Below are 20,515 nucleotides of genomic sequence, written 5' to 3' on the forward strand. Positions count from 1 at the left end.
AGAGCCGGACGATGATCCGGCTCTTCGCTTATGGAACCCGGCGGTTCGTGACGCCGCATCTTCAATTTTTACGAGGATTGTCGGGGTTAACAATAACTCCGCCTTGTTTGCTCCACGAACGTCACCATCCTTGTGAGAGCAATGCAGTTGGCTCAACCTCAGCTCGGGACGCAATGCGGACCGCTGAACTGGGAAGCTGTCGTGACGATCGTATTTTGTCTATTGCTCGCGAGCGGAATCACCGGACTGGCGACCGGGCTGTTCTTCCGGGTCTGGGCGCTGGTGCTCGTCTCGCCGGCCATCGCAATTCTTGCAGCGATCGTTCTGCAGAGCTCGAACTTCGGATTCTGGACGGGCATTCCGATCGTCGTCAGCTGCCTGCTGGTCGGCCAGCTCGCCTATCTGGCAGGGGCGTTCCACCTGCACAGAGGGGAACTCTCAATGCAGGACGACGCTAACGGCGAACCAGGCAAGTATAGCCATCGCCACATCGGCGACCAGAACGAGTAGGGCCAGGCCCAGCCACGAGGGAACTTTCCTGCGCCGCCGGAGCATCTTGCGGCGCGACCACGGCCGACCCAGCAGCAACAGCGGAGCGTATCTGACCGCAACGCCGGCTGCGCTATCTTGAAACACCATGGGGCTCATTGCGGGACACCTTCACTGCTAATCGTCGCGGTGTGGATTCGTTAGCAAGAGCGGTGCCAATGCGGAGCGGGCGTGACCGTTGCGGGGATTTGGAGCGGCCCTAGTGTGGCACGGAAACACACGAACCGAAGTGACAAGCCCCAAGCAAGACGTGGCGGGATTGGTGATCCGGTCTTTTTCATTGTGAACCATCTGGCGGGCAACGTCGTCTAAGGAGCATCTCCACGAGACAATGCCCCATGAACATGATCGTCCTGATGACCGCCGCTGGCGCGCCGCTTGCGATGCTCGGCTTGTCGACGCCGGTCGCGCCGGAGCACAACTGTTTCTTCATGATCCATCCGCAGATCACCTCGTCCGTGTTCGAGAGCAAGGAAGGAAAGATCGTCTTTCCCGACCGGCCGACCGAATATCCGTGCAGCTACGCCAAAAAAAAGGGCGGAGTGGACATCGCCTTCACCAACCAGAATGGCTGGCGCTTCGAGGTGCGTATTGGCCGCGGCGACGAAGGTCGCTGGAAAGCCAGTCTCGCCGACGATGCGGTCTCGGGCCGCGCGTTCTCGCCATTCGGCGACGGAAAATAAAAAGGCCGGATCGAGGATCCGGCCTTTGTTGTTTCTGCGTCGTCGGGTGCCGTCAGGCCGCCGTCTTCTTCGGCGCGAAACGGCCGTAGAAGGTCTCGCCCTTCGCCGCCATGTCCTCGAGCAGCTTCGGCGGGGTGAAGCGCGAGCCGTACTTCGCCTCGAGCTTGTGGCAGAGTTCGACGAACTTCTTCGTGCCCATGAAGTCGATGTAGGACAGCGTGCCGCCGGTGAACGGCGCGAAGCCGAAACCGAGGATCGAGCCGACATCCGCCTCACGCGGATCGGTGATGACGTGATCCTCGACCGTGCGCGCGGCTTCCACCGCCTGCACCACCAGGAAGCGCTGCTTCAGCTCCTCGACGTCGAGCGTATCGGGGTCGAGCTGCTTCGGCTGCAGCGCCGAGAGGCCCGGCCACAGGCTCTTCTGACCCTTGCCCTTCTCGGGATAATCGTAAAAACCCTTGCTGTTCTTGCGGCCGAGGCGGCCCTGGTTCTCGACCATCTCCACCATCAGCTTCTTCTGATCGGGGTTGATGGCGTTGGGGCCGAGGTCGGCTTCGGTGGCCTTCATGATCTTGAGGCCGAGGTCGAGCGCGACTTCATCCGAGAGCGAGAGCGGGCCGACCGGCATGCCGGCCATCTTGGCGCAGTTCTCGATCATCGCCGGCGGCACGCCTTCGAGGAACATCTCGTTGCCTTCGGCGACGTAGCGGCCGACGCAACGATTGGCGAAGAAGCCGCGGCTGTCATTGACGACGATCGGCGTCTTGCCGATCTGCCGGACGTAGTCGAGCGCGGTCGCGAGCGCGACATCGCCGGTGTTCTTGCCGAGGATGATCTCGACCAGCATCATCTTCTCGACCGGCGAGAAGAAGTGGATGCCGACGAACTTGCCCCGGTCCTTGAAGCTCTCGGCCAGCGAGGTGATCGGCAGGGTCGAGGTGTTCGAGGCGAAGATCACGTCCGGCTTGAGATATTCCTGCGCCTTGGCGAAGGTCTCGGCCTTGACCTTGCGGTCCTCGAACACGGCCTCGATGACGAGGTCGACATCCTTCAGCGCGGCGTAGTCAGCCGTCGGCGTGATACGCGCGAGCAGCGCTTCGGCATCGCCCGGCTTGGCGCGGCCCTTCTTGATCTGGTCCTCGATCACCTTCTGCGCGTGCGCCTTGCCCTTGTCGGCGCTCTCCTGATCGCGATCGATCAGCACGACGTCAAGGCCGGCGCGGGCCGAGACATAGCCAACGCTCGCGCCCATGAAGCCGGCGCCGATCACGGCGATCTTCTTCACCTTGGTCGCGGGCACGTCCTTCGGACGGCGCGCGCCCTTGTTCAGCTCCTGCATCGACAGGAACAGGCTGCGGATCATCGCCGCCGCTTCCTTCGAACGCAGCACCGATGTGAAGTAGCGCGACTCGACGCGGAGCGCGGCGTCGATCGGCAGCTGGAGGCCTTCATAGACGCAGCTCATGATCGCGCGCGCGGCCGGATAGTTGTCGTAGGTCTCGCGGCGGTAGATCGCGTTGCCGGCCGGGAACATCATCATGCCGGCCTTGGAGAACACCGGTCCGCCGGGCAGCTTGAAGCCCTTCTCGTCCCACGGCGCGACAGCCTTGCCACCGCCCTTGATCCAGTCCTTCGCGGCCTTGACGAGGTCGGCAGCCGGAACGATGGCGTGGATCAGGTTCAGCGCCTTGGCTTTCTCGACGGTGACCGGATCGCCCTTGAGCAGGATGGTCATCGCGTCCTGCGGCGGCACCAGACGCGGCACGCGCTGCGTGCCGCCGGCGCCGGGGAACAGACCGACCTTGACCTCGGGCAGGCCGAGGCGGGTCTTGGGATTCTCCGCGGCCACGCGATAGTGACAGCACAGCGTGATCTCGAAGCCGCCGCCGAGCGCGAGGCCGTTGATTGCAGCCGCCCACGGCTTGCCTGATGTCTCGATCGAGCGCAGCACCTGCGAGAAGCGGCGGCTCTGATCGAACAGCATCTGGTTCGCGGCGTTCTCGCCCTGCTCCTTCAGAACCTTGGCATAGGCCTGGTTCATGCCTTCGAGCATGGAGAGGTCAGCGCCGGCGCAGAACGCTTCCTTGGCGGAGGTGATGACGACGCCCTTCACTGCGGCGTCGGCCGTGGTTTGCTTGACGATCGCGTCGAGCTCGCTGGTCGAGGTCTCGTCGAGCACGTTCATCGAACGGCCCGGGATGTCCCAGGTGACGAGCGCGATGCCGTCGGAATCGGTCTCAACCCTAAAGTTCTTGTAAGCCATGTTGGTTGCTCCTCGGTGCCGCAGCCGATGTCAGGCGCGGCGGTTGACTCTGGATCTCGTAGGGTGGGCAAAGGCGCCCTTGCGCCGTGCCCACCATGTTTCGCGGAGATATCAGCGGTGGGCACGCTTCGCTTTGCCCACCCTACGGCAGCTCGTTAAACGCGCTCGATGATGGTGGCGGTACCCATGCCGCCGCCGATGCACAGCGTCACGAGGGCGGTGGACTTGTTGGTGCGCTCGAGCTCGTCGAGCACGGTGCCCAAAATCATCGCGCCGGTGGCGCCGAGCGGATGGCCGAGCGCGATCGCGCCGCCATTGACGTTGATCTTGGCATTGTCGATGTCGAAGGCCTGGATATAGCGCAGCACCACCGAGGCGAAGGCCTCGTTGAGTTCGAACAGGTCGATGTCCGACTTCTTCATGCCCGAGCGCGCGAACAGTTTTTCGGTGACGTCGACCGGGCCGGTCAGCATCATCGCCGGCTCCGAGCCGATGTTGGCGAAGGCGCGGATCTTTGCGCGCGGCTTCAGGCCATACTTGGCACCCGCCTCCTTGCTGCCGAGCAGCACGGCGCCGGCGCCGTCGACGATGCCGGAGGAGTTGCCGGCGTGGTGCACGTAATTGACGCGCTCGATCTCGGGATGCGACTGCACGGCGACGCCGTCGAAGCCGCCCATCTGCGCCATCATCGTGAACGACGGCTGCAGCTGTGCCAGCGACTGCATCGTCGTCGAGGGACGCATATGCTCGTCCTTGGCGAGGATAGTGAGGCCGTTGATGTCCTTCACCGGCACCACCGACTTGTTGAAACGGCCCTCGTCCCAGGCCTTGCCGGCGCGCTGCTGGCTCTGCACCGCGTAGGCATCGACGTCGTCACGGGAGAAGCCGTACTTGGTGGCGATCAGGTCGGCCGATACGCCCTGCGGCATGAAATAGGCCGGCACCGCCATCGACGGATCCATCGGCCAGGCGCCGCCGGAGGCGCCGATGCCGACGCGGCTCATGGATTCGGCGCCGCCGCCGATCACCAGCTCATGCTGACCGCTCATCACCTGGGCTGCGGCAAAATTCACGGCGTCGAGGCCGGAGGCACAGAAGCGGCTGATCTGCACGCCCGGCACGGCTTCGCCGAGCCCGGCCTTGAGCGCCGCAAAGCGCGCGATGTCGGAGCCGGCTTCGCCGACCGGATCGACCACGCCGAGCACGACGTCGTCGACGGAATCTTCCGGCAGGTTGTTGCGGTCCTTCAGCGCCTTCAGCGGCACCGTGGCGAGCGCAAGCGCGGTCACTTCGTGCAGCGCGCCGTCGGCCTTGCCGCGGCCGCGGGGGGTGCGGACGTGATCGTAGATATAGGCATCTGCCATGGGAGCCTCCTGATTGCAGTTATTGGTTACGACCGCGGCGCGATCGGATCATTGGTGAAGCGAGAAGCCTCAGAACGCTTCCGCCGGCAGTTCCATGATGGTGGCGCAGCCGGCCTGGATGCGCGCAAGATTGGCCGCAGTCTCCGGCAGCATCCGCTCCATGAAGAAGCGGCCGGTGACGAGCTTGGTCGAGAGATAGGGCGTGGCGCCCTGCTCGGCAATCTTGGCCTGGGTGACCTTGGCCATCTTCGCCCACATGTAGCCGAGCGCGACGAAGCCGAAGAGATGCAAATAGTCGGTCGCGGCCGCACCGGCATTGTCCGGCTTCATCATCGCATTCTGCATCAGCCAGGTGGTGGCCTGCTGGAGATGACCGAGCGAGGCCGAGAGCGGAGTGATGAACGGCTTCATCGCCTCGTCGCCGCCGTTCTCCTTGGCGAAGGCCATGACCTCGCCGAAGAACGCCATGATGGCACGGCCGCCGTCGCGCGGCAGCTTGCGGCCGACGAGGTCGAGCGCCTGGATGCCGTTGGCGCCTTCATAGATCATCGCGATACGCGCATCGCGCACGAACTGCTCCATGCCCTGCTCGGCGATGTAGCCGTGACCGCCATACATCTGCTGCGCCTGCACCGCGTTGGCAAAGCCGTAGTCGGTGAGGAAGCCCTTCAGCACCGGGGTCATCAGGCCCATGTGGTCGTCGGCGGCCTGGCGGTCCTTCGGGTCTTCGGAGCGGTGAGCGACGTCGCTCTTCAGCGCGGTCCACATCACGAAGGCGCGCGCGGCTTCGTTGAAGGCGCGGATCGAGAGTAGCGTGCGGCGCACGTCGGGATGCACGATGATCGGGTCGGCCGGCTTGTCCGGCGCCTTCACGCCGGTGAGCGCGCGGCCTTGGATACGCTCGCGCGCATAGGCAACCGCGTTCTGATAGGCCACCTCGGACTGCGCAAGGCCCTGAACGGCGACGCCGAGGCGAGCCTCGTTCATCATCACGAACATGCCCTGCATGCCCTTGTTCTCTTCGCCGATCAGCCAGCCGGTGGCGTTGTCGTAGTTCATCACGCAGGTCGAGTTGCCGTGAATGCCCATCTTGTGCTCGATCGAGCCGCAGACGACGCCGTTGCGGGCACCGACTGAGCCATCCGGATTCACTAGGAACTTGGGCACCACGAACAGCGACACGCCCTTGATGCCGGCGGGCGCGCCTTCGATGCGGGCCAGCACGAGGTGGATGATGTTGTCGGCGAGGTCATGCTCGCCGGCCGAGATGAAGATCTTGGTGCCCGTGATCTTGAAGCTGCCGTCGGCCTGGCGCACGGCCTTGGTGCGCAGCATGCCGAGATCGGTGCCGCAATGGGGCTCGGTCAGGTTCATGGTGCCGGTCCATTCGCCCGCCACCATCTTCGGCACGTAGGTCTGCTTCTGCTCGGGCGTTCCATGCACCAGGAGCGCTGCGGTCGCGCCCATGGTGAGGCCGCCATACATCGAGAACGCCATGTTGGCGGAGATCTGGAATTCGTTGACGGCTTGCGAGAGCGTCACCGGCAGGCCCTGGCCGCCGAACTCGGTCGGCGCGGAGAGACCAAGCCAGCCGCCTTCGGCGACCTGCTTGAAGGCGTCCTTGAAACCCTTCGGCGTGGTGACGCTGCCGTCCTCAATGCGCTTGCAGCCTTCGAGGTCGCCGACGCGGTTGAGCGGCTGCAGCACCTCTTCGGCGAGCTTGGCGGCCTCGCCCAGGATCGCCTCGCGCACGTCGCTCGATGCATCGGAGAAGCCGGCGAGATTGTCGTAGCGGTCGATCTGGAAGACGTCGTTGAGCAGGAAGTTCACGTCTTCGACGGGGGCTTTATAGATCGGCATTGCGTTCTCCCGGCATGGGGCTTGAAGTGGTGGAGTTCTCTAGGATTGGGCGGCAAGCTGCTCCGCCATCAGGCGGTGCAGCATGTTGATCGCCTTGAGTGGACGCACCATCACCTTGAAATGGGTGATGCGCCCCTCGGCGTCGAAGGTGATGATGTCGACACCGTTGATCTCGATGCCGTCGATGATGGTCTTGAATTCGAGCACGGCGCCGCTCTCGCTCTTCCACTCGCCGACATAGGTGAAGCCGGGACCGCCGAGCACCTTCTCGGCGCTTGCGAGATATTTGAAGGTGATGTCGCGGCCGCGCTGGGGCGAATGCACGACGGGGCTTTCGAACACGGCGTCCGGATGCAGCAGGTCCCAGAGCGCGGTGCGGTCATGGGACTTCATGAAGGCGTACCAGGAATCGAGGTCGGTCATGGTCAGGATGCCTCCCTAGATAAAAGCCTTGGCAAAAAACTCGAAAACAACCCCATGCACAGTAGCAAGGAGGTTGATTCCGTTGGGTTATCCGGTCAGGTCTTGAGCCCGGCCCTGGATTACCTCATATGCACATTGACGCATATGCACCAATGCGCATAAAGTCAAGTCAATTGGTCGGGACCGCAAGAAGGAGCTGATGCCATGGCGCTGGGCGACGCAATCCTCGCATGCCTGACGGAACGTCCGATGACGGGCTACGAGCTCGCCAAGACGTTCGATTCCTCGATCGGCTTCTTCTGGAAGGCCGACCACCAGCAAATCTACCGCGAACTCTCCAAGCTGCGCGACCGCGGCTACATCCAGGGCCGCGAGGTCGTGCAGTCCGGCAAACCCAACAAGCTCATCTATACGCTCACTCCGGAGGGCCGAACAGCGCTGCGGCACTGGGCCGCGCGGCCGAGCACACCACCCTCGATCAAGGACGACCTCCTGGTGCGGCTGCATGCGCTCGACAGCATCGACATCGAGCCCATGCGCACCGATCTGATGGACCGGCTGGAGCACCACCGCGACCGTCATGCCAATTACGAGCGCATCCTCAAGAAGCGCTTTCCGGACGGCACGGCGGAGGGTGTGCTCGACCTCGGAAATCTGCTGCTGCTCCGCCTCGGCGCCCGCCACGAGCAGATGGTGGCCGATTTCTGCGAGGAGGCGCTGGAGGCGCTGTCGGCGATGAGCAGCAAGGGCACGGTGGTGTCGCTGGAGGACGGCAAGCGCGAGGGCAAGGGCTAGCGAGTGCGCGGCTAGAACTTGGTGACGACGGGCCTATCCCAGTTGAAGCGGACGTTCACGCCGGCGCGGACGATGTCGTCGGTCAACCGGACATCGCGGGTGCTGACGGTGAGTGCACCAGTCGGGACGGCCGGGTCGACATATCGCTTGCTGCCGAAATCGGCGTGAACGTATTCGAACTTGAAGCTCACCGCGCCCCAGCTATCGGTCCACGCCGCCCATTCGCCGCCGAGACCGGCCGCGAGGCCGGTGCGGGTCTTGGAGTCCGTGACCTGCCCCGCCGGATTCGACACGGTGACCTCCGTGCCGGCGAAGGCGATGCCGGCTGTGCCATAGATCAGGAACTGATCGATCGCATAGCCGATGCGGCCGCGAAACATGTCGATCCAGCGCTCCCGCGTGCTGCTCAAGGCTGCGCGATTGAAGGGCGGCAGGTCCTGCGCGGAGCCGTGCGTGTTGGTCCATGAGGCGTCGTTCTCGAATCCGAGCACCGTCTTCTCGATCTGGAAATCGCAGCCGAAAGCCCCGCCCGCGACCCCGCCGGTGAGATTGAAGGTGCCTGTGAGCGTGGGACCGACGGCATCGCCGGCGCGCGCGACGTGCTCGCTCTTGCCCCAGGAGCCGCCCCCCTGAACGCCGACATAGCAGCCGGTCCAGTTGAACGGCGCAGGCGCGGGCGCCTTGACCGCGGGCTTTGCCGCCGGGGCATCGGCGGCAAAAGAGGGCGATACCAGTCCGGCCGCCATCGCGGCCACGAGCAACCATTTCATGTCGGCAACAATCCGCTCAGGCGGAGCGCAGAACGCGGCGCTCTCTATCCCTGAGACGGGCCGGCCATGCCGGCGGCGAAATTTTTTCGGGAATATGCGCCGCGCGCTCGACCGTCATCGCCCGCGAAAGCGGGCGATCCAGTACGCCGCGGCGTCTCGTTTACGGCCGCACTGCCTCGGAGTACTGGATGCCCCGCCTTCGCGGAGCATGACACCGGTTATGGAACGACTTGCGGCGGCCGCAGGACTCGGCCCCCTGCTCCCGCCGCCCAACTTTAAGACACCGGCGCCGCATTCCTTAACCCGTTATTTACCGTAACAGGAAAAAGTCGGTTTTCGAGGCAGACGACCCGCGCCAAATCCGATTGTCTTTGCAACCGGCACGCGAGGGAAGGCTGGAGGCGCCGGGGTGGGGCGCTGAAGTCGGAACCGGACAGAGTCATGAATTCGCGCGTATCGTGGAGTGTTGACGGCATCGATCCATCCGTCAGGGAGCGGGCCGAAGCTGCTGCGCGGCGCGCCGGCATGTCACTCAACGATTGGCTGAACTCCACGCTCGGCGAGACTGCCCCGCCGAGCTTTCGCGCGCCTTACGATCAGCGCCAGCAACAGCAACAGATCCCAAGCCAGGAGAGCCGCGAAGTCGCGGACATTCACCAGCGGCTCGATGCGATCACCCAGCAGATCGAACGGATCTCGAAACCGGCGCCGCGCCAAGACTCTTCTCGTGAAAGAGACGTCTCGCGCGAGCAGGGCGTCGCGCGGCAGCTCAACGACGCGATCTCGCGGCTCGATGCGCGGCTGTCGCAAATTTCCCGACCACAGCCTCAAGCGCAGGCGCCGCGGCCCGCGCCGTCACCGGTCGAGACGCGCCAGCGCCAGGCCGATGCAGTCGAGCGCGCGGCCGCCCAGGTCTATCGCAACTCACCACCCCTGAGCCCCGCCTCGTTCGACGTCGCGGTCGCCGAGATCACCGCGCGCCAGAGCGAGCTCGACGGCTTTACGCCGAGGCAGATGCCGCCGCGCGCCGCGCCCTCGATTGCACCCGCAGCACATTACGCGCCGCCCGCGCCCGCCTATGCTCCGCCGCCGCAGCAGCCGGGGCCGGATTTCTCGGCGCTCGAGCGCCATCTGCTGAAAATCACGAGCCAGATCGAATCGCTGCAACGCCCTGACAATACCGAGCAGGCCATCTCCGCCTTCCGCGGCGAGCTGGCCGAGATCCGTCAGGCCATCACCGAGGCGATGCCGCGCCGCGCGATCGAATCGATCGAGAACGAGATCCGCTCGCTGCACCGTCGCATCGACGAGACCCGCTCCAACGGCACCGACGGCCAGGTGCTGTCGGGCATCGAGCGCGCGCTGTCCGACATCAAGCAGGTGCTGCGCACGCTGACGCCAGCCGAGCAGCTCACCGGCTATGACGAGGCGATCCGCAATCTCGGCGCCAAGCTCGATCTGATCCTGCGCGCCAATGACGATCCCTCGACGGTGCGCCAGCTCGAGGAGGCCATCTCGGCGCTGCGCGCCATCGTCTCCAACGTCGCCTCCAACGAGGCGCTGGCACGGCTTTCCGAAGACGTGCACCTGCTCTCGTCCAAGGTCGACCAGATCACCCGCTCGTCCGGCCACAGCGACAGCTTCGCGGTGCTCGAGCAGCGCATTGCCGCCCTCACCGCCGCGCTGGAAACGCGCGAGCGGCCACAGCCGTCCGAGAGCACCGAGCATCTGGAAGCCGCGATCCGCGCGCTGTCGGACCGCTTCGACCGCATGCAGGTCGGCAATGATTCCGCCTCGACCTTCGCGCATCTCGAACAGCGGGTCTCGTATCTCCTCGAGCGGATCGAGGCCACCGCCGATCCGCGCAACGGCAATCTAAGCCGCGTCGAGGACGGGCTGCACGACATCCTCAGGCACCTCGAGCGGCAGCAGGCGACCTATTCCGCACTCGCCGAGAGCCGCAACGCGGCCCCTGCCGATTCCGGGGTGGTCGATCTCGTCAAGCGCGAGCTCTCCGACATCCGCTTCAGCCAGGCCGAGACCAACCGCAGCACGCAGGACTCGCTCGAAGCCGTCCACAGCGCGCTCGGCCACGTCGTCGATCGCCTCTCTATGATCGAGGGCGATCTGCGCGCGGTGCGCTCGGCGCCCGCGCCGCAGCCGATGCCCATGGCGATGCCGATGGCCGCGCCCATGGAGCCCGCGCCGATGGCGCGCGAGCCGTGGCCGCAAGTGCAGCAGCAGCCGAAATACGATCCGAAGCCCGAGCTGCCGAATCCGGCCGCCGCGCAGCACCCGCCGCACTCCGCCTTCGTCGCCGCGCCGCGCGAATTCCACGCCGCTGCCCCCGCCGCGCCGCCGCCGGTGCCGGCTGCCCCACCCGTTCCGCCGCGCGCGATCAGCGAGATCCTGGAGCCGCACACGGCGCCCGCGCGCGCCGCGATTGCACCGGAATTGCCGCCGGATCATCCGCTCGAGCCGGGCACGCGGCCGGGTGGTCGTGCCGCCACGCCCTCGGAGCGCATCGCCGCCTCCGAGAGCGCGATCAGCGAAATTCCCGCCGCGCCGAAGGAGCCGGTGTCGTCGTCGAGCTTCATTGCAGCCGCACGCCGCGCAGCCCAGGCCGCAGCGGCGCAGCCGCCCGAGAAGCCCGGACGCGCCGCCAAGGCCGCAGCCCGCGCCAAGGACAAGGGCCAGGAAGGCGGCTCGACCATCACCTCGAAGATTCGCTCACTGCTGGTCGGCGCGAGCGTGGTCGTGATCGTGCTCGGCACCTTCAAGATGGCGATGAACTTGCTCGAGGGCAGCGGCCCGGCGCCGGCGCCGCAGGCGATGGAGAATTCGTCGCCCGCACCCGCGCCGCAGCCGGCACCGCCGCCGGTCGAGACCAAGCCTGCCGCGCCCGAGCAGATCACGCCTTCGATGACCTCGCCGACGCCGATCGGCCGGCAGTCGCAAAACAATGCCGCGCCTGCGCCCATGAATAATTCCGGCGGCACGGCTTCGGTCGAAATCCCGCCTGCGCCCGCAGTGCCGCCTCCGCCGGCGGCGTCGAGCGATGTGACCGGCGCACTGTCCGGCACGAGCCGCGCGAAGCTCGGAACCATCCAGGTGCCGCCGAGCGAAAGGCTGCCTGACGGTATCGGCGGTCCGGGCTTGCGCACCGCCGCGATGAAGGGCGATGCGACCGCGGCCTACGAGATCGGCCTGCGCTTTGCGGAAGGCAAGGGCGTCGCCACGAATTACGACGAAGCCGCCAAATGGTACGACCGCGCGGCGCAGGCCGGCGTGGTGCCCGCGACCTTCCGCCTCGGCACGCTCTATGAGAAGGGCCTCGGCGTGAAGAAGGACGCCGACATCGCCCGCCGCTACTACACGCAGGCCGCCGAGCGCGGCAACGCCAAGGCCATGCACAATCTCGCGGTGCTCGATGCCGACGGCGGCGGACGCGGCGCCAATTACAAGAGCGCGGCGCAGTGGTTCCGGAAAGCGGCCGATCGCGGCGTTGCCGATAGCCAGTTCAATCTCGGCATCCTCTATGCCCGCGGCATCGGCGTCGAGCAGAACCTCGCCGAGTCCTACAAATGGTTCAGCCTCGCAGCCGCCCAGGGCGACGCGGATGCCGCCGGCAAGCGCGACGATGTGGCCAAGCGCCTCGACCCGCAATCGCTCGCCGCCGCCAAGCTCGCGATCCAGACTTTTAGCGCCGAGCCGCAGCCCGACGACGCCGTCAACGTTCCGGCCCCGAACGGTGGCTGGGACAGCGCGCCGCAGGCCAGCGCCAAGCCCGCGCCGAAGCAGGTTGCGACGAAGCGTTCGGCCTCTGCGGCGCATTAGAGGCGCATCGTTTTAACTCGACAATCGAGCCGCGTGCTCGGTGCACCTCTCCCGCTTGCGGGAGAGGTCGCGCCGGAGGCGCGGGTGAGGGCTTTCTCCTCTGGGGGAGTCTCACTGCGGAGACACCCTCTCCCCCACCCTCCCCCGCAAGCGGGGAGGGAGCGCACCTCCGTTGTCGCAACGATCGAGCCTGGTTCACACTCTTCTTGCCGCCATTCACCACGCCCCAAATTCCCGGTCCCGCCCGCCGCCAAATTCCGCTATTGAGGGACGCGGCAATCGTCACGACCTTCCGGCGAGTAGTCCGCGAACTCGATCCGTCTCGCCGGAGCGTGGTCCTACGATGCAGCTCTATCTCCCGATCGCCGATCTGCCGGTCAACGTCTTCCTGGTGTTGGCGATGGGCGCCGCGGTCGGCTTCGTCTCGGGCATGTTCGGCATCGGCGGCGGCTTTCTCATGACGCCGCTCCTGATCTTCATCGGCATTACGCCGGCGGTGGCCGTCGCTTCGGTCGCGAGCCACATCGCGGCCTCGTCCTTTTCCGGCGCGCTCTCCTACTGGAGGCGGCGCGCGATCGATCCGGCGCTGGCGAGCGTGCTGTTATGCGGCGGCGTCACCGGCACGGCGCTCGGCGTGTGGACATTTACGCAGCTCCGCGCGCTCGGCCAACTCGATCTGATGATTGCGCTCTCTTACGTCGTGCTACTCACCACGGTCGGCAGCCTGATGTTCTCCGAAGGCCTGCGCGCCCTGATGCGGACGCGGAGCGGGGCGGTGCCGCCGCGACGCACGCATAACTGGATCCACGGCCTGCCGCTGAAGATGCGGTTCAAGCGCTCGAAGATCTACCTCTCGGTGATCCCCGTGGTGATCGTCGGGATCGTGATCGGCTTCATCGGCGCCATCATGGGCATCGGCGGCGGCTTCATCCTGGTGCCGATCATGATCTATCTTTTGAGGGTGCCGACCTCGACGGTGATCGGGACCTCGATGGTCCTCACCCTCGTCACCATGCTGTTCGCGACCATGCTGCATGCGGTGACCAATCACCTCGTCGACGCCGTGCTGGCGCTGATCCTGATGGTCGGCGGCGTCACCGGCGCCCAATTCGGTGCCCGTGCCGGCCAGAAGATCCGCGGCGAGCAGCTGCGGCTGCTGCTGGGCCTCCTGATCCTGTCGGTCGGCGTGCGCTTTGCGATCGAGCTTGTGATCCAACCTGCGGACCTCTTCACCATCCGCGAGCTCGGGGTGACCGGATGACACGCGCGGTTCTCGCAATCCTTGTCGTCCTGCTGCTCGGCTCGGCCGCGCGCGCCGAGCGGCTGATCGTGTCGGTCTCCAACCACCGCGTCACCGTGACGCCGAACTATTCCGGCGAGGAGCTGGTGCTGTTCGGCTCGGTCGAGCGGGACGCCACGACGCCCGCCGATCGCACCGCCTATGATCTCGTCGTCACCGTGATGGGCCCGCGCGCCGACATGGTGACGCGGCGCAAGGAGCGCAGGTTCGGCATCTGGATCAACACCGACTACCGGCAATTCCTGGAGGTGCCCAGCTATCTGGCGCTGTTCGCCAACCGTCCCTTCAACCTCATCACCTCGCCCGAGATCGCGCGCCGGCAGCAGATCGGGCTCGACAACGTGCTGCTGACGCAGCGCGTAAGCGGCGACTATGCCGACGTGGTGCCGAACGATGCGTTCCGTTCGGCCTTCATCCGCCTGCGGACCGAGCGTGGGCTCTACCGCGAGGATGCAAGTGCGGTGACGTTCCTGACGCCGACGCTGTTCCGCACCGGCATTCCGCTGCCGGCGGAAGTGCCGATCGGCACATATGAGGTCGAGATCAAGCTGTTCGCGAACGGCGCGCTGATCACCAAGACCGAGACCGCGTTCGAGATCGTCAAGGTCGGCTTCGAGCAGTTCGTCGCGACCAGCGCCCGGCAGCACGGGCTGATCTACGGCCTCGCCACCGCGGCGATGGCGCTGATGACGGGATGGATGGCGTCGATCGTGTTCAGGAAGGATTAGCCTCGGTCATTCCGGGGCGCGCCACTCTCTCCGCTCGTCATCGCCCGGCTTGACCGGGCGATCCAGTATTCCAGAGGCCCTTGTCGGATAGCTCGCTCTCGCAACGACCGCCGCGGCGTACTGGATGCCACGCCTTCGCGTGGCATGACAGTGGGGCTCACGGCGCCTCGATCACCGTCGGCACGCCCGGCTCCAGCAATCGCAGCCGCGTCCCGAAGCCGAGCACGTCAAAGGTCTTGCGCAGGTCCTCGCTGTTCTGGCGGAAATGCGCCCAGCCCTCGGTGTGCACGGGCACGATCACCGCGTTCGGAAAGGCGCGCGCGGTCTCGATGGTGTCGTTGGTGTCCATGGTGAGATGGAACGGCCCACGCGTCTGCGCGGCGCCGGCGAAGGGCAGCACCACGCCGCATTTGAAGCGGCGCGCGACCTCGGCGACGCCGTCGAACCAGGTGGTGTCGCCGCTGATATAGATGGAATGGGTGTCCTTCCGGCTCGACGACACCACAAAGCCGATGACGTCGCCCGACAGCGGCTCGATGCCGGCCGGGCCGTGGCGCGCCGGGGTCGCGGTGATCGTCAGCGTGTTGCCGTCATCGTCCTTCAGATGCGCGGTCGCCCAGGGCGCGAGGCCCTCGACATGGCCGCCGAGGCGTTTTGCTCCGGCCTCGGTCGTCAGCGCGCGCGGCGCCTTGAGCAGATAGTCGCGGCCGGAATTGTCGAGATTGTCGGAGTGCTGGTCGTGGCTGAGCAGCACGGCATCGATCGGGCCGATCGCATCGGCCTTCAGCGCGGGACCGATCGTCTTCTCCAGCTTGACATGCGGCAGCTGGTAGGCGCCAGGCGCATCGAAGGTCGGGTCGGTGAGCAAGCGAAAACCGTCGATCTCGATCAGCGCGGTGGGGCCGCCGTTCAGCGTGATGGAAATGGGCATGAGAAAGCTCCTCTTACGCGACGGCCCTTGCCGGCCGCGTCACCAGGTAAATGCCGAGCGCCACCGGAATGATCCCGAGGAGGTCGCGCATCTCGATGTGCTCGCCGAGCACGATGTAGGCGAACAGCATGCCGAGCGGCGGCATCAGGAAATGATAGGCGCTGGCAGCGGTGGCGCCACACACTTTCAGGAGATGAAACCAGAGCCAGTAGGCGAGGATCGAGCCGCCGAGCACGAGGAAGGCGAAGGCGCCGATCAGGCTCGGCGTGAAGTCAATGGCGTGGACGTCGGCGAAGGTGAGCGCGACCGGCGTCAGCACGATGCCGGCGGCTAGGTTCTGCACGCCGTTGCCGATCCACAACGACCCCCTCGGTGCCAGCAGCTTGAACAGGATGGTGCCGGCGACGATGGAGGCGAGCGAGGCCAGCGTGAAGACGATGCCGTGCAATGAATCGGTGCCGACCGACAGGCGATGCCAGACGATCGCCGTCACGCCGATGATGCCGAGCATGAGGCCGCTCGCCTTGCGCCAGGTCATGCCCTCGCCGAGCAGCAGCGCCGCGAGCGCCGCGGTGAACACCGGATTGGCCGAGACGATCAAACCGCCGAGGCCGGCGGAGACCGATTGCAGGCCGGTGTAGCCGAGCCCGAGATACAGCGCGTTGTTGGCGATGCCGAGCACGGCGAAGATCGCGGCGTCGCGCCATGACAACGACCAGTCGCCGCGGACCATCGTGGCCCCGAGGATCAAAATGCCGGCGAGCGAGAAGCGCGCCGCGAGCAAGATCAGTGGCGGGCAATGGGTGACGCCAATCTTGCCGGCGACGAAGGCGTAGCTCCAGAGCAGGCAGAACAGGCCGATATAGAGCGGTAGCGCGTTGAAGCGGCTGCGGGGGACGGACATCGAAGGGGCAAGCGACATGATATTTCTCCTGAGCCTTCGACATAGGGAGGCGGCTTGCCATTTGGAAATTAAATGATTAACTGCGTACCAGTGGATTTTCGAATGAGGCGGGCATGCTCGATCTGGAGCTCCTGCGCAGCTTCGTCTCGGTGGTCGAGGCCGGCGGCTTCACCCGCGCCGGCGAGCGCGTTCACCGCACGCAGTCGACCGTCAGCCAGCAGATCAAGCGGCTGGAGGAGGATGTCGGCCAGGTGCTCCTGCACCGCGACGGCAAGGACGTGCGTCCGACTGAGGCCGGCGAGCGGCTGTTGTCCTATGCGCGGCGGCTGCTCTCGCTTGCAGAAGAAGCGCGCGACGTGCTGCGCGAGCCCGGCGGCGAAGGCGCGATCCGGCTCGGCATCCCCGAGGATTTCGCGGCGTATCGTCTGGCAAAACTGCTCGGCGCGTTCTCGCGCTCGCATCCCGGCCTGCGCCTCGATGTGCGCGCCGACCAGAGCAAGAACCTGTCCCGCGATCTCGAACGCGGCGAGCTCGACCTCGCGCTGTTCAAGCGCGGAGCCGGCGAGAAGGGCGCGATCGCGGTGTGGCCGGAACGGGTGCACTGGGTCACCAGCAAGAGCCACCCGGTCGATGTGAATGTGTCCTCGGTGCCGTTGATCGGCTTTCCGCTCGGCTGCCTCTATCGCGCCGGTGCCATCCACGCGCTGGAAAGCGCCGGTCGCCCCTGGCACATGGCCTATTCGTCATCGAGCCTCGCCGGCATCCAGGCTGCGGTAGCCGCCGGCATGGGCCTCAGCATTTTGTCCGAGATGTCGATCCAGTCCGATCACCGCGTGCTCACCGCCAAGGACGGTTTCGCGCCGATCAACAGGACCGAGGTCGCGCTGATGGCCGCGCCGGATGCGAGCCCGGCAACTCTGCGGCTTGCGGATCGTCTCGCCGAGTTCTGCGATACGGTGCAGGCGAAGGCCGCCTGAGCGCGCGAGATCAACCTCAATTCGCCGCCGACATCAGCCTGTCGCCGCACGCATTGGCGTAGAACTTGCCGCCGCATTGACGCTTGATGGCGGCGCAGCGGGCTTTCGGCGACGCATTTTCCGGGACCGTGAAGCCGCAGCCGAGACCATCGGCGCTGCGGCCGGACTTGCCGGCGGCAAAGGCGGCGCTGGAGGCGGTGATGCAGACCACGAGCAGGGCCGCAGCGGCGATCCCGATCAGCAGTCGCATCGTGGGCGTCTCCCTCCACACTGATGGCTGAATCTGACTGCAATCTACCACGGAATCCGAGTTTCTCCGTGGCCGCCCGGGTTCCCAAACCGGCCCATTCCTTGCATAATTTTACGCCAGCGCAGTGCATCGGCGCGCCGGCGACGGTTCCGGCGCCGCGGCAAGACGCGTAGGGTGAGTAGCAGTTTTCGACCAGGAAGTGACGGCCTTGCAAGATCAATCGTTCCAGCCCAGTTTTCCCGCGCCCGGGCAGCCCATCGACGAACTCGCGCTGGCCGAGATCAAGGGCGCGATCCTGGCGAAGCTGCGCCTTGCCATCGGCAAGGACGCCGGCATGGCGACGAAGCACGACTGGTACCAGGCCGCCGCGCTGGCGCTGCGCGACCGCATCGTGCACCGCTGGCTCACCGCCGAGAAGCGCAGCTACGATGCCGGCCGCAAGCGCGTCTATTATCTCTCGCTCGAATTTTTGATCGGTCGCCTCTTCACCGACGCGCTGAACAACATGGGCCTCCTAGAGATCTTCGAGGTCGCGCTCGGCGATCTCGGCGTGTCGCTCCCCGACTTACGCAAATGCGAGCCGGACGCGGCGCTCGGCAATGGCGGCCTCGGGCGTCTTGCCGCCTGCTTCATGGAGAGCATGGCGACGCTGTCGATCCCCGCGATCGGCTACGGCATCCGCTACGATTTCGGCCTGTTCCGCCAGATCATCAATCAGGGCTGGCAGCAGGAATATCCCGACGAATGGCTGAGCTTCGGCAACCCCTGGGAATTGCAGCGGCCCGAAGTGATCTACGACGTCAATTTCGGCGGCGGCGTCGAGCATGTCGACGACAAGGGCCGCGACCGCGCGATCTGGCATCCGGCCGAGACCGTGCAGGCGATCGCCTATGACACGCCGATCGTCGGCTGGCGCGGCCAGCACGTCAACGCGCTGCGGCTGTGGTCGGCGCGCTCGCCCGATCCGCTCAAGCTCGACGCCTTCAACAAGGGCGACTACGTCAGCGCCAGCGCCGAACAGGCCCGCGCGGAGGCGATCTGCAAATTCCTCTATCCCAACGACGAGAGCCCGGCCGGCCGCGAGCTGCGGCTGCGCCAGGAATATTTCTTCGTCTCGGCTTCGCTGCAGGATCTGGTGAAGCGGCATCTTGCGTCGGACGGCCAGCTGCGCAGCCTGTCGTCCAAGGTCGCGGTGCAGCTCAACGACACCCATCCGAGCCTCGCCGTCACCGAGCTGATGCGCATCCTCGTCGACCTGCACAATTTCCGCTGGGACGAGGCCTGGAAGATCACGGTCGCCACCCTCTCCTACACCAACCACACGCTGCTGCCCGAGGCGCTGGAGACCTGGCCGGTCGAGCTGTTCGAGCGGCTGTTGCCGCGGCATCTCGAGATCATCTACCGCATCAACGTGCAGCACCTCGCGCTCGCCGAAGCGCGCGCGCCCGGCGATATCGACTTCCGCGCCTCGGTCTCGCTGATCGACGAGAAGAGCGGCCGCCGCGTGCGCATGGGCCAGCTCGCCTTCGTCGGCTCGCACCGCATCAACGGCGTCTCGGCAATGCATTCGGATTTGATGCGCGAGACCGTGTTCCACGATCTCAACCATCTCTATCCCGGCCGCATCACCAACAAGACCAACGGCATCACCTTCCGCCGCTGGCTGATGCTGGCGAACCCCAAGCTCACCGACCTGTTGCGCGAGACCTGCGGCGAGGCCGTGCTCGACGACCCGACCCAGCTCTCGCTGATCGAGGCGCGCGCCAGCGACGTCGAGTTCCAGAAGAAATTCCGCAGCGTCAAGCTGCACAACAAGGCCGCGCTGGCGCGCCTGATCGGCGAGCGGCTCGGCATCAAGGTCGATCCGAACGCGCTGTTCGACGTGCAGATCAAGCGCATCCACGAGTACAAGCGCCAGCTGCTCAACGTCATCGAGACGGTCGCGCTGTACCAGGCGATCAAGGACGACCCCAACGGCAATTGGGTGCCGCGGGTGAAGATCTTCGCCGGCAAGGCGGCGGCGAGCTATCGCTACGCCAAGCTGATCATCAAGCTGATCAACGACGTCGCCGAGGTCGTCAACAACGATCCCGCGATCGGCGGCAAGCTCAAGGTCGTCTTCCTGCCCGACTACAATGTCAGCCTCGCCGAGGTCATCATTCCAGCGGCCGATTTGTCCGAGCAGATCTCGACCGCCGGAATGGAAGCCTCCGGCACCGGCAACATGAAGCTGGCGCTGAACGGCGCCATCACCATCGGCACGCTCGACGGCGCCAATATCGAGATCCGCGACCAGGTCGGCGCCGAGAACATCGCGATCTTCGGCATGGAGGCCGGCGACGTGATGATCCGCCGCAAGCAAGGGCTGGATGCCTCCGACGTGATCCGCAGATCGCCGAAGCTGCAGCGTGCCATCAACGCGATCGGCGCCGGCGAGTTCTCGCCCGGCGATCCCGGCCGCTTCGAATCGATCGCGCATGCGCTGCGCTATCTCGACCATTACATGGTCAGCGCCGATTTCGCTTCCTATTACGAGACGCAGCGCGCGGTCGATGCGCGCTGGCTGGTTTCGCCGGCCTGGACGCGCGCCTCCATCCTCAACGTCGCGCGCATGGCGTGGTTCTCCTCGGACCGCACCATCCGCGAATACGCCGAGGAGATCTGGAGCGTGCCGGTCAATCCGATCACGCCGCCGTTCCAGGACGCCGAGGACCAGCGCGGCGCGACGGGCTGATTTTTCCGCGGCGTGAAATCGGCGTTACCTGCGAGGTCATTGCATCTGGCTGAGAGGATGATGATATGATTGTCATCATCCCCAAGGCAGCGTCAGTGATACGCACACCGCAACCTCAACGTCGTCATTGCGAGCGCAGCGAAG

At 65.7% G+C, this 20,515-nt stretch carries 16 protein-coding genes; 8 read left to right on the top strand and 8 right to left on the bottom strand.

Annotated elements, in window-relative coordinates; genetic code table 11:
• The first annotated feature begins 201 nt into the window (after positions 1-201).
• Together AAFG16_RS44555 and AAFG16_RS44560 are read left to right on the top strand one after the other, a co-directional pair.
• Positions 202-510 carry a hypothetical protein gene (locus AAFG16_RS44555; RefSeq protein WP_342735463.1) on the top strand — a complete coding sequence of 103 codons (309 nt, stop codon included), beginning with the start codon at positions 202-204 and terminating at the stop codon, positions 508-510.
• A gap of 377 nt (positions 511-887) precedes the next feature.
• A complete protein-coding gene (locus AAFG16_RS44560; RefSeq protein WP_342735465.1) occupies positions 888-1,232 on the top strand; it encodes a hypothetical protein in 345 nt (114 codons plus the stop codon).
• Between the two features lie 52 nt (positions 1,233-1,284).
• Here AAFG16_RS44560 and AAFG16_RS44565 read toward each other — a convergent pair whose 3' ends face one another.
• The 4 genes from AAFG16_RS44565 to AAFG16_RS44580 form a co-directional block, all read right to left on the bottom strand.
• Positions 1,285-3,498 (bottom strand): FAD-dependent oxidoreductase, encoded by a 2,214-nt coding sequence (locus AAFG16_RS44565; RefSeq protein WP_342735467.1) that lies wholly within the window; start codon positions 3,496-3,498, stop codon positions 1,285-1,287.
• Positions 3,499-3,653: 155 nt separating this feature from the next.
• Positions 3,654-4,862 (bottom strand): acetyl-CoA C-acetyltransferase, encoded by a 1,209-nt coding sequence (locus AAFG16_RS44570; RefSeq protein WP_342735469.1) that lies wholly within the window; start codon positions 4,860-4,862, stop codon positions 3,654-3,656.
• A gap of 69 nt (positions 4,863-4,931) precedes the next feature.
• On the bottom strand, positions 4,932-6,722 hold the full coding sequence (locus AAFG16_RS44575) for an acyl-CoA dehydrogenase C-terminal domain-containing protein (RefSeq protein ID WP_342735471.1): 1,791 nt from the start codon (positions 6,720-6,722) through the stop codon (positions 4,932-4,934).
• Positions 6,723-6,761: 39 nt separating this feature from the next.
• Positions 6,762-7,145 carry a nuclear transport factor 2 family protein gene (locus AAFG16_RS44580; RefSeq protein WP_342735473.1) on the bottom strand — a complete coding sequence of 128 codons (384 nt, stop codon included), beginning with the start codon at positions 7,143-7,145 and terminating at the stop codon, positions 6,762-6,764.
• A 204-nt stretch (positions 7,146-7,349) separates the two neighbouring features.
• On the opposite strand from AAFG16_RS44580, the gene AAFG16_RS44585 reads away from it, so the two are divergent.
• On the top strand, positions 7,350-7,940 hold the full coding sequence (locus AAFG16_RS44585; protein WP_342735475.1) for a PadR family transcriptional regulator: 591 nt from the start codon (positions 7,350-7,352) through the stop codon (positions 7,938-7,940).
• Positions 7,941-7,951: 11 nt separating this feature from the next.
• Here AAFG16_RS44585 and AAFG16_RS44590 read toward each other — a convergent pair whose 3' ends face one another.
• Complete coding sequence (locus AAFG16_RS44590) at positions 7,952-8,710, bottom strand: outer membrane protein (protein ID WP_342735477.1); 759 nt, start codon at positions 8,708-8,710, stop codon at positions 7,952-7,954.
• A 441-nt stretch (positions 8,711-9,151) separates the two neighbouring features.
• Between AAFG16_RS44590 and AAFG16_RS44595 the strand changes: the two genes are divergently transcribed.
• From AAFG16_RS44595 to AAFG16_RS44605, 3 genes are all read left to right on the top strand, one after another.
• Complete coding sequence (locus tag AAFG16_RS44595; RefSeq protein WP_342735479.1) at positions 9,152-12,547, top strand: hypothetical protein; 3,396 nt, start codon at positions 9,152-9,154, stop codon at positions 12,545-12,547.
• A 343-nt stretch (positions 12,548-12,890) separates the two neighbouring features.
• Positions 12,891-13,808 (top strand): sulfite exporter TauE/SafE family protein, encoded by a 918-nt coding sequence (locus AAFG16_RS44600; protein WP_342735481.1) that lies wholly within the window; start codon positions 12,891-12,893, stop codon positions 13,806-13,808.
• Positions 13,805-14,575: a TIGR02186 family protein gene (locus tag AAFG16_RS44605; RefSeq protein ID WP_283082501.1), complete on the top strand. Its 771-nt coding sequence runs from the start codon at positions 13,805-13,807 to the stop codon at positions 14,573-14,575. Before AAFG16_RS44600 ends, AAFG16_RS44605 begins: the two co-directional genes overlap by 4 nt.
• Before the next feature lie 157 nt (positions 14,576-14,732).
• Here the strand turns inward: AAFG16_RS44605 and AAFG16_RS44610 are convergent, their stop codons facing one another.
• Entirely contained in the window at positions 14,733-15,506 is a 774-nt protein-coding gene (locus AAFG16_RS44610; protein WP_342735484.1) for an MBL fold metallo-hydrolase, read from the bottom strand.
• A 13-nt stretch (positions 15,507-15,519) separates the two neighbouring features.
• Positions 15,520-16,428, bottom strand: a complete 909-nt coding sequence (locus AAFG16_RS44615; protein ID WP_342735486.1) for a DMT family transporter — start codon at positions 16,426-16,428, stop codon at positions 15,520-15,522.
• A gap of 95 nt (positions 16,429-16,523) precedes the next feature.
• Here AAFG16_RS44615 and AAFG16_RS44620 point away from each other — a divergent pair, with 95 nt between their 5' ends.
• Positions 16,524-17,387 carry a LysR family transcriptional regulator gene (locus tag AAFG16_RS44620; RefSeq protein WP_283082504.1) on the top strand — a complete coding sequence of 288 codons (864 nt, stop codon included), beginning with the start codon at positions 16,524-16,526 and terminating at the stop codon, positions 17,385-17,387.
• 16 nt (positions 17,388-17,403) lie between these two features.
• On the opposite strand, the gene AAFG16_RS44625 is transcribed toward AAFG16_RS44620, so the two are convergent.
• The gene (locus AAFG16_RS44625; protein ID WP_342735488.1) at positions 17,404-17,637 is read right to left on the bottom strand and encodes a hypothetical protein; all 234 of its coding nucleotides are present in this window, start codon (positions 17,635-17,637) and stop codon (positions 17,404-17,406) included.
• A gap of 208 nt (positions 17,638-17,845) precedes the next feature.
• Here AAFG16_RS44625 and AAFG16_RS44630 point away from each other — a divergent pair, with 208 nt between their 5' ends.
• On the top strand, positions 17,846-20,371 hold the full coding sequence (locus AAFG16_RS44630; RefSeq protein ID WP_342735490.1) for a glycogen/starch/alpha-glucan phosphorylase: 2,526 nt from the start codon (positions 17,846-17,848) through the stop codon (positions 20,369-20,371).
• Positions 20,372-20,515 lie beyond the last annotated feature (144 nt).

Source organism: Bradyrhizobium sp. B117 (assembly GCF_038969555.1).
In the GTDB taxonomy this organism is placed as follows: domain Bacteria; phylum Pseudomonadota; class Alphaproteobacteria; order Rhizobiales; family Xanthobacteraceae; genus Bradyrhizobium.

Coding starts and splice junctions, on each gene's coding strand:
- AAFG16_RS44560 (WP_342735465.1), top strand. CDS start 888: ATGAACATGATCGTCCTGATGACCGCCGCTGGCGCGCCGCTTGCGATG.
- AAFG16_RS44565 (WP_342735467.1), bottom strand. CDS start 3,498: ATGGCTTACAAGAACTTTAGGGTTGAGACCGATTCCGACGGCATCGCG.
- AAFG16_RS44570 (WP_342735469.1), bottom strand. CDS start 4,862: ATGGCAGATGCCTATATCTACGATCACGTCCGCACCCCCCGCGGCCGC.
- AAFG16_RS44575 (WP_342735471.1), bottom strand. CDS start 6,722: ATGCCGATCTATAAAGCCCCCGTCGAAGACGTGAACTTCCTGCTCAAC.
- AAFG16_RS44580 (WP_342735473.1), bottom strand. CDS start 7,145: ATGACCGACCTCGATTCCTGGTACGCCTTCATGAAGTCCCATGACCGC.
- AAFG16_RS44585 (WP_342735475.1), top strand. CDS start 7,350: ATGGCGCTGGGCGACGCAATCCTCGCATGCCTGACGGAACGTCCGATG.
- AAFG16_RS44590 (WP_342735477.1), bottom strand. CDS start 8,710: ATGAAATGGTTGCTCGTGGCCGCGATGGCGGCCGGACTGGTATCGCCC.
- AAFG16_RS44595 (WP_342735479.1), top strand. CDS start 9,152: ATGAATTCGCGCGTATCGTGGAGTGTTGACGGCATCGATCCATCCGTC.
- AAFG16_RS44600 (WP_342735481.1), top strand. CDS start 12,891: ATGCAGCTCTATCTCCCGATCGCCGATCTGCCGGTCAACGTCTTCCTG.
- AAFG16_RS44605 (WP_283082501.1), top strand. CDS start 13,805: ATGACACGCGCGGTTCTCGCAATCCTTGTCGTCCTGCTGCTCGGCTCG.
- AAFG16_RS44610 (WP_342735484.1), bottom strand. CDS start 15,506: ATGCCCATTTCCATCACGCTGAACGGCGGCCCCACCGCGCTGATCGAG.
- AAFG16_RS44615 (WP_342735486.1), bottom strand. CDS start 16,428: ATGTCGCTTGCCCCTTCGATGTCCGTCCCCCGCAGCCGCTTCAACGCG.
- AAFG16_RS44620 (WP_283082504.1), top strand. CDS start 16,524: ATGCTCGATCTGGAGCTCCTGCGCAGCTTCGTCTCGGTGGTCGAGGCC.
- AAFG16_RS44625 (WP_342735488.1), bottom strand. CDS start 17,637: ATGCGACTGCTGATCGGGATCGCCGCTGCGGCCCTGCTCGTGGTCTGC.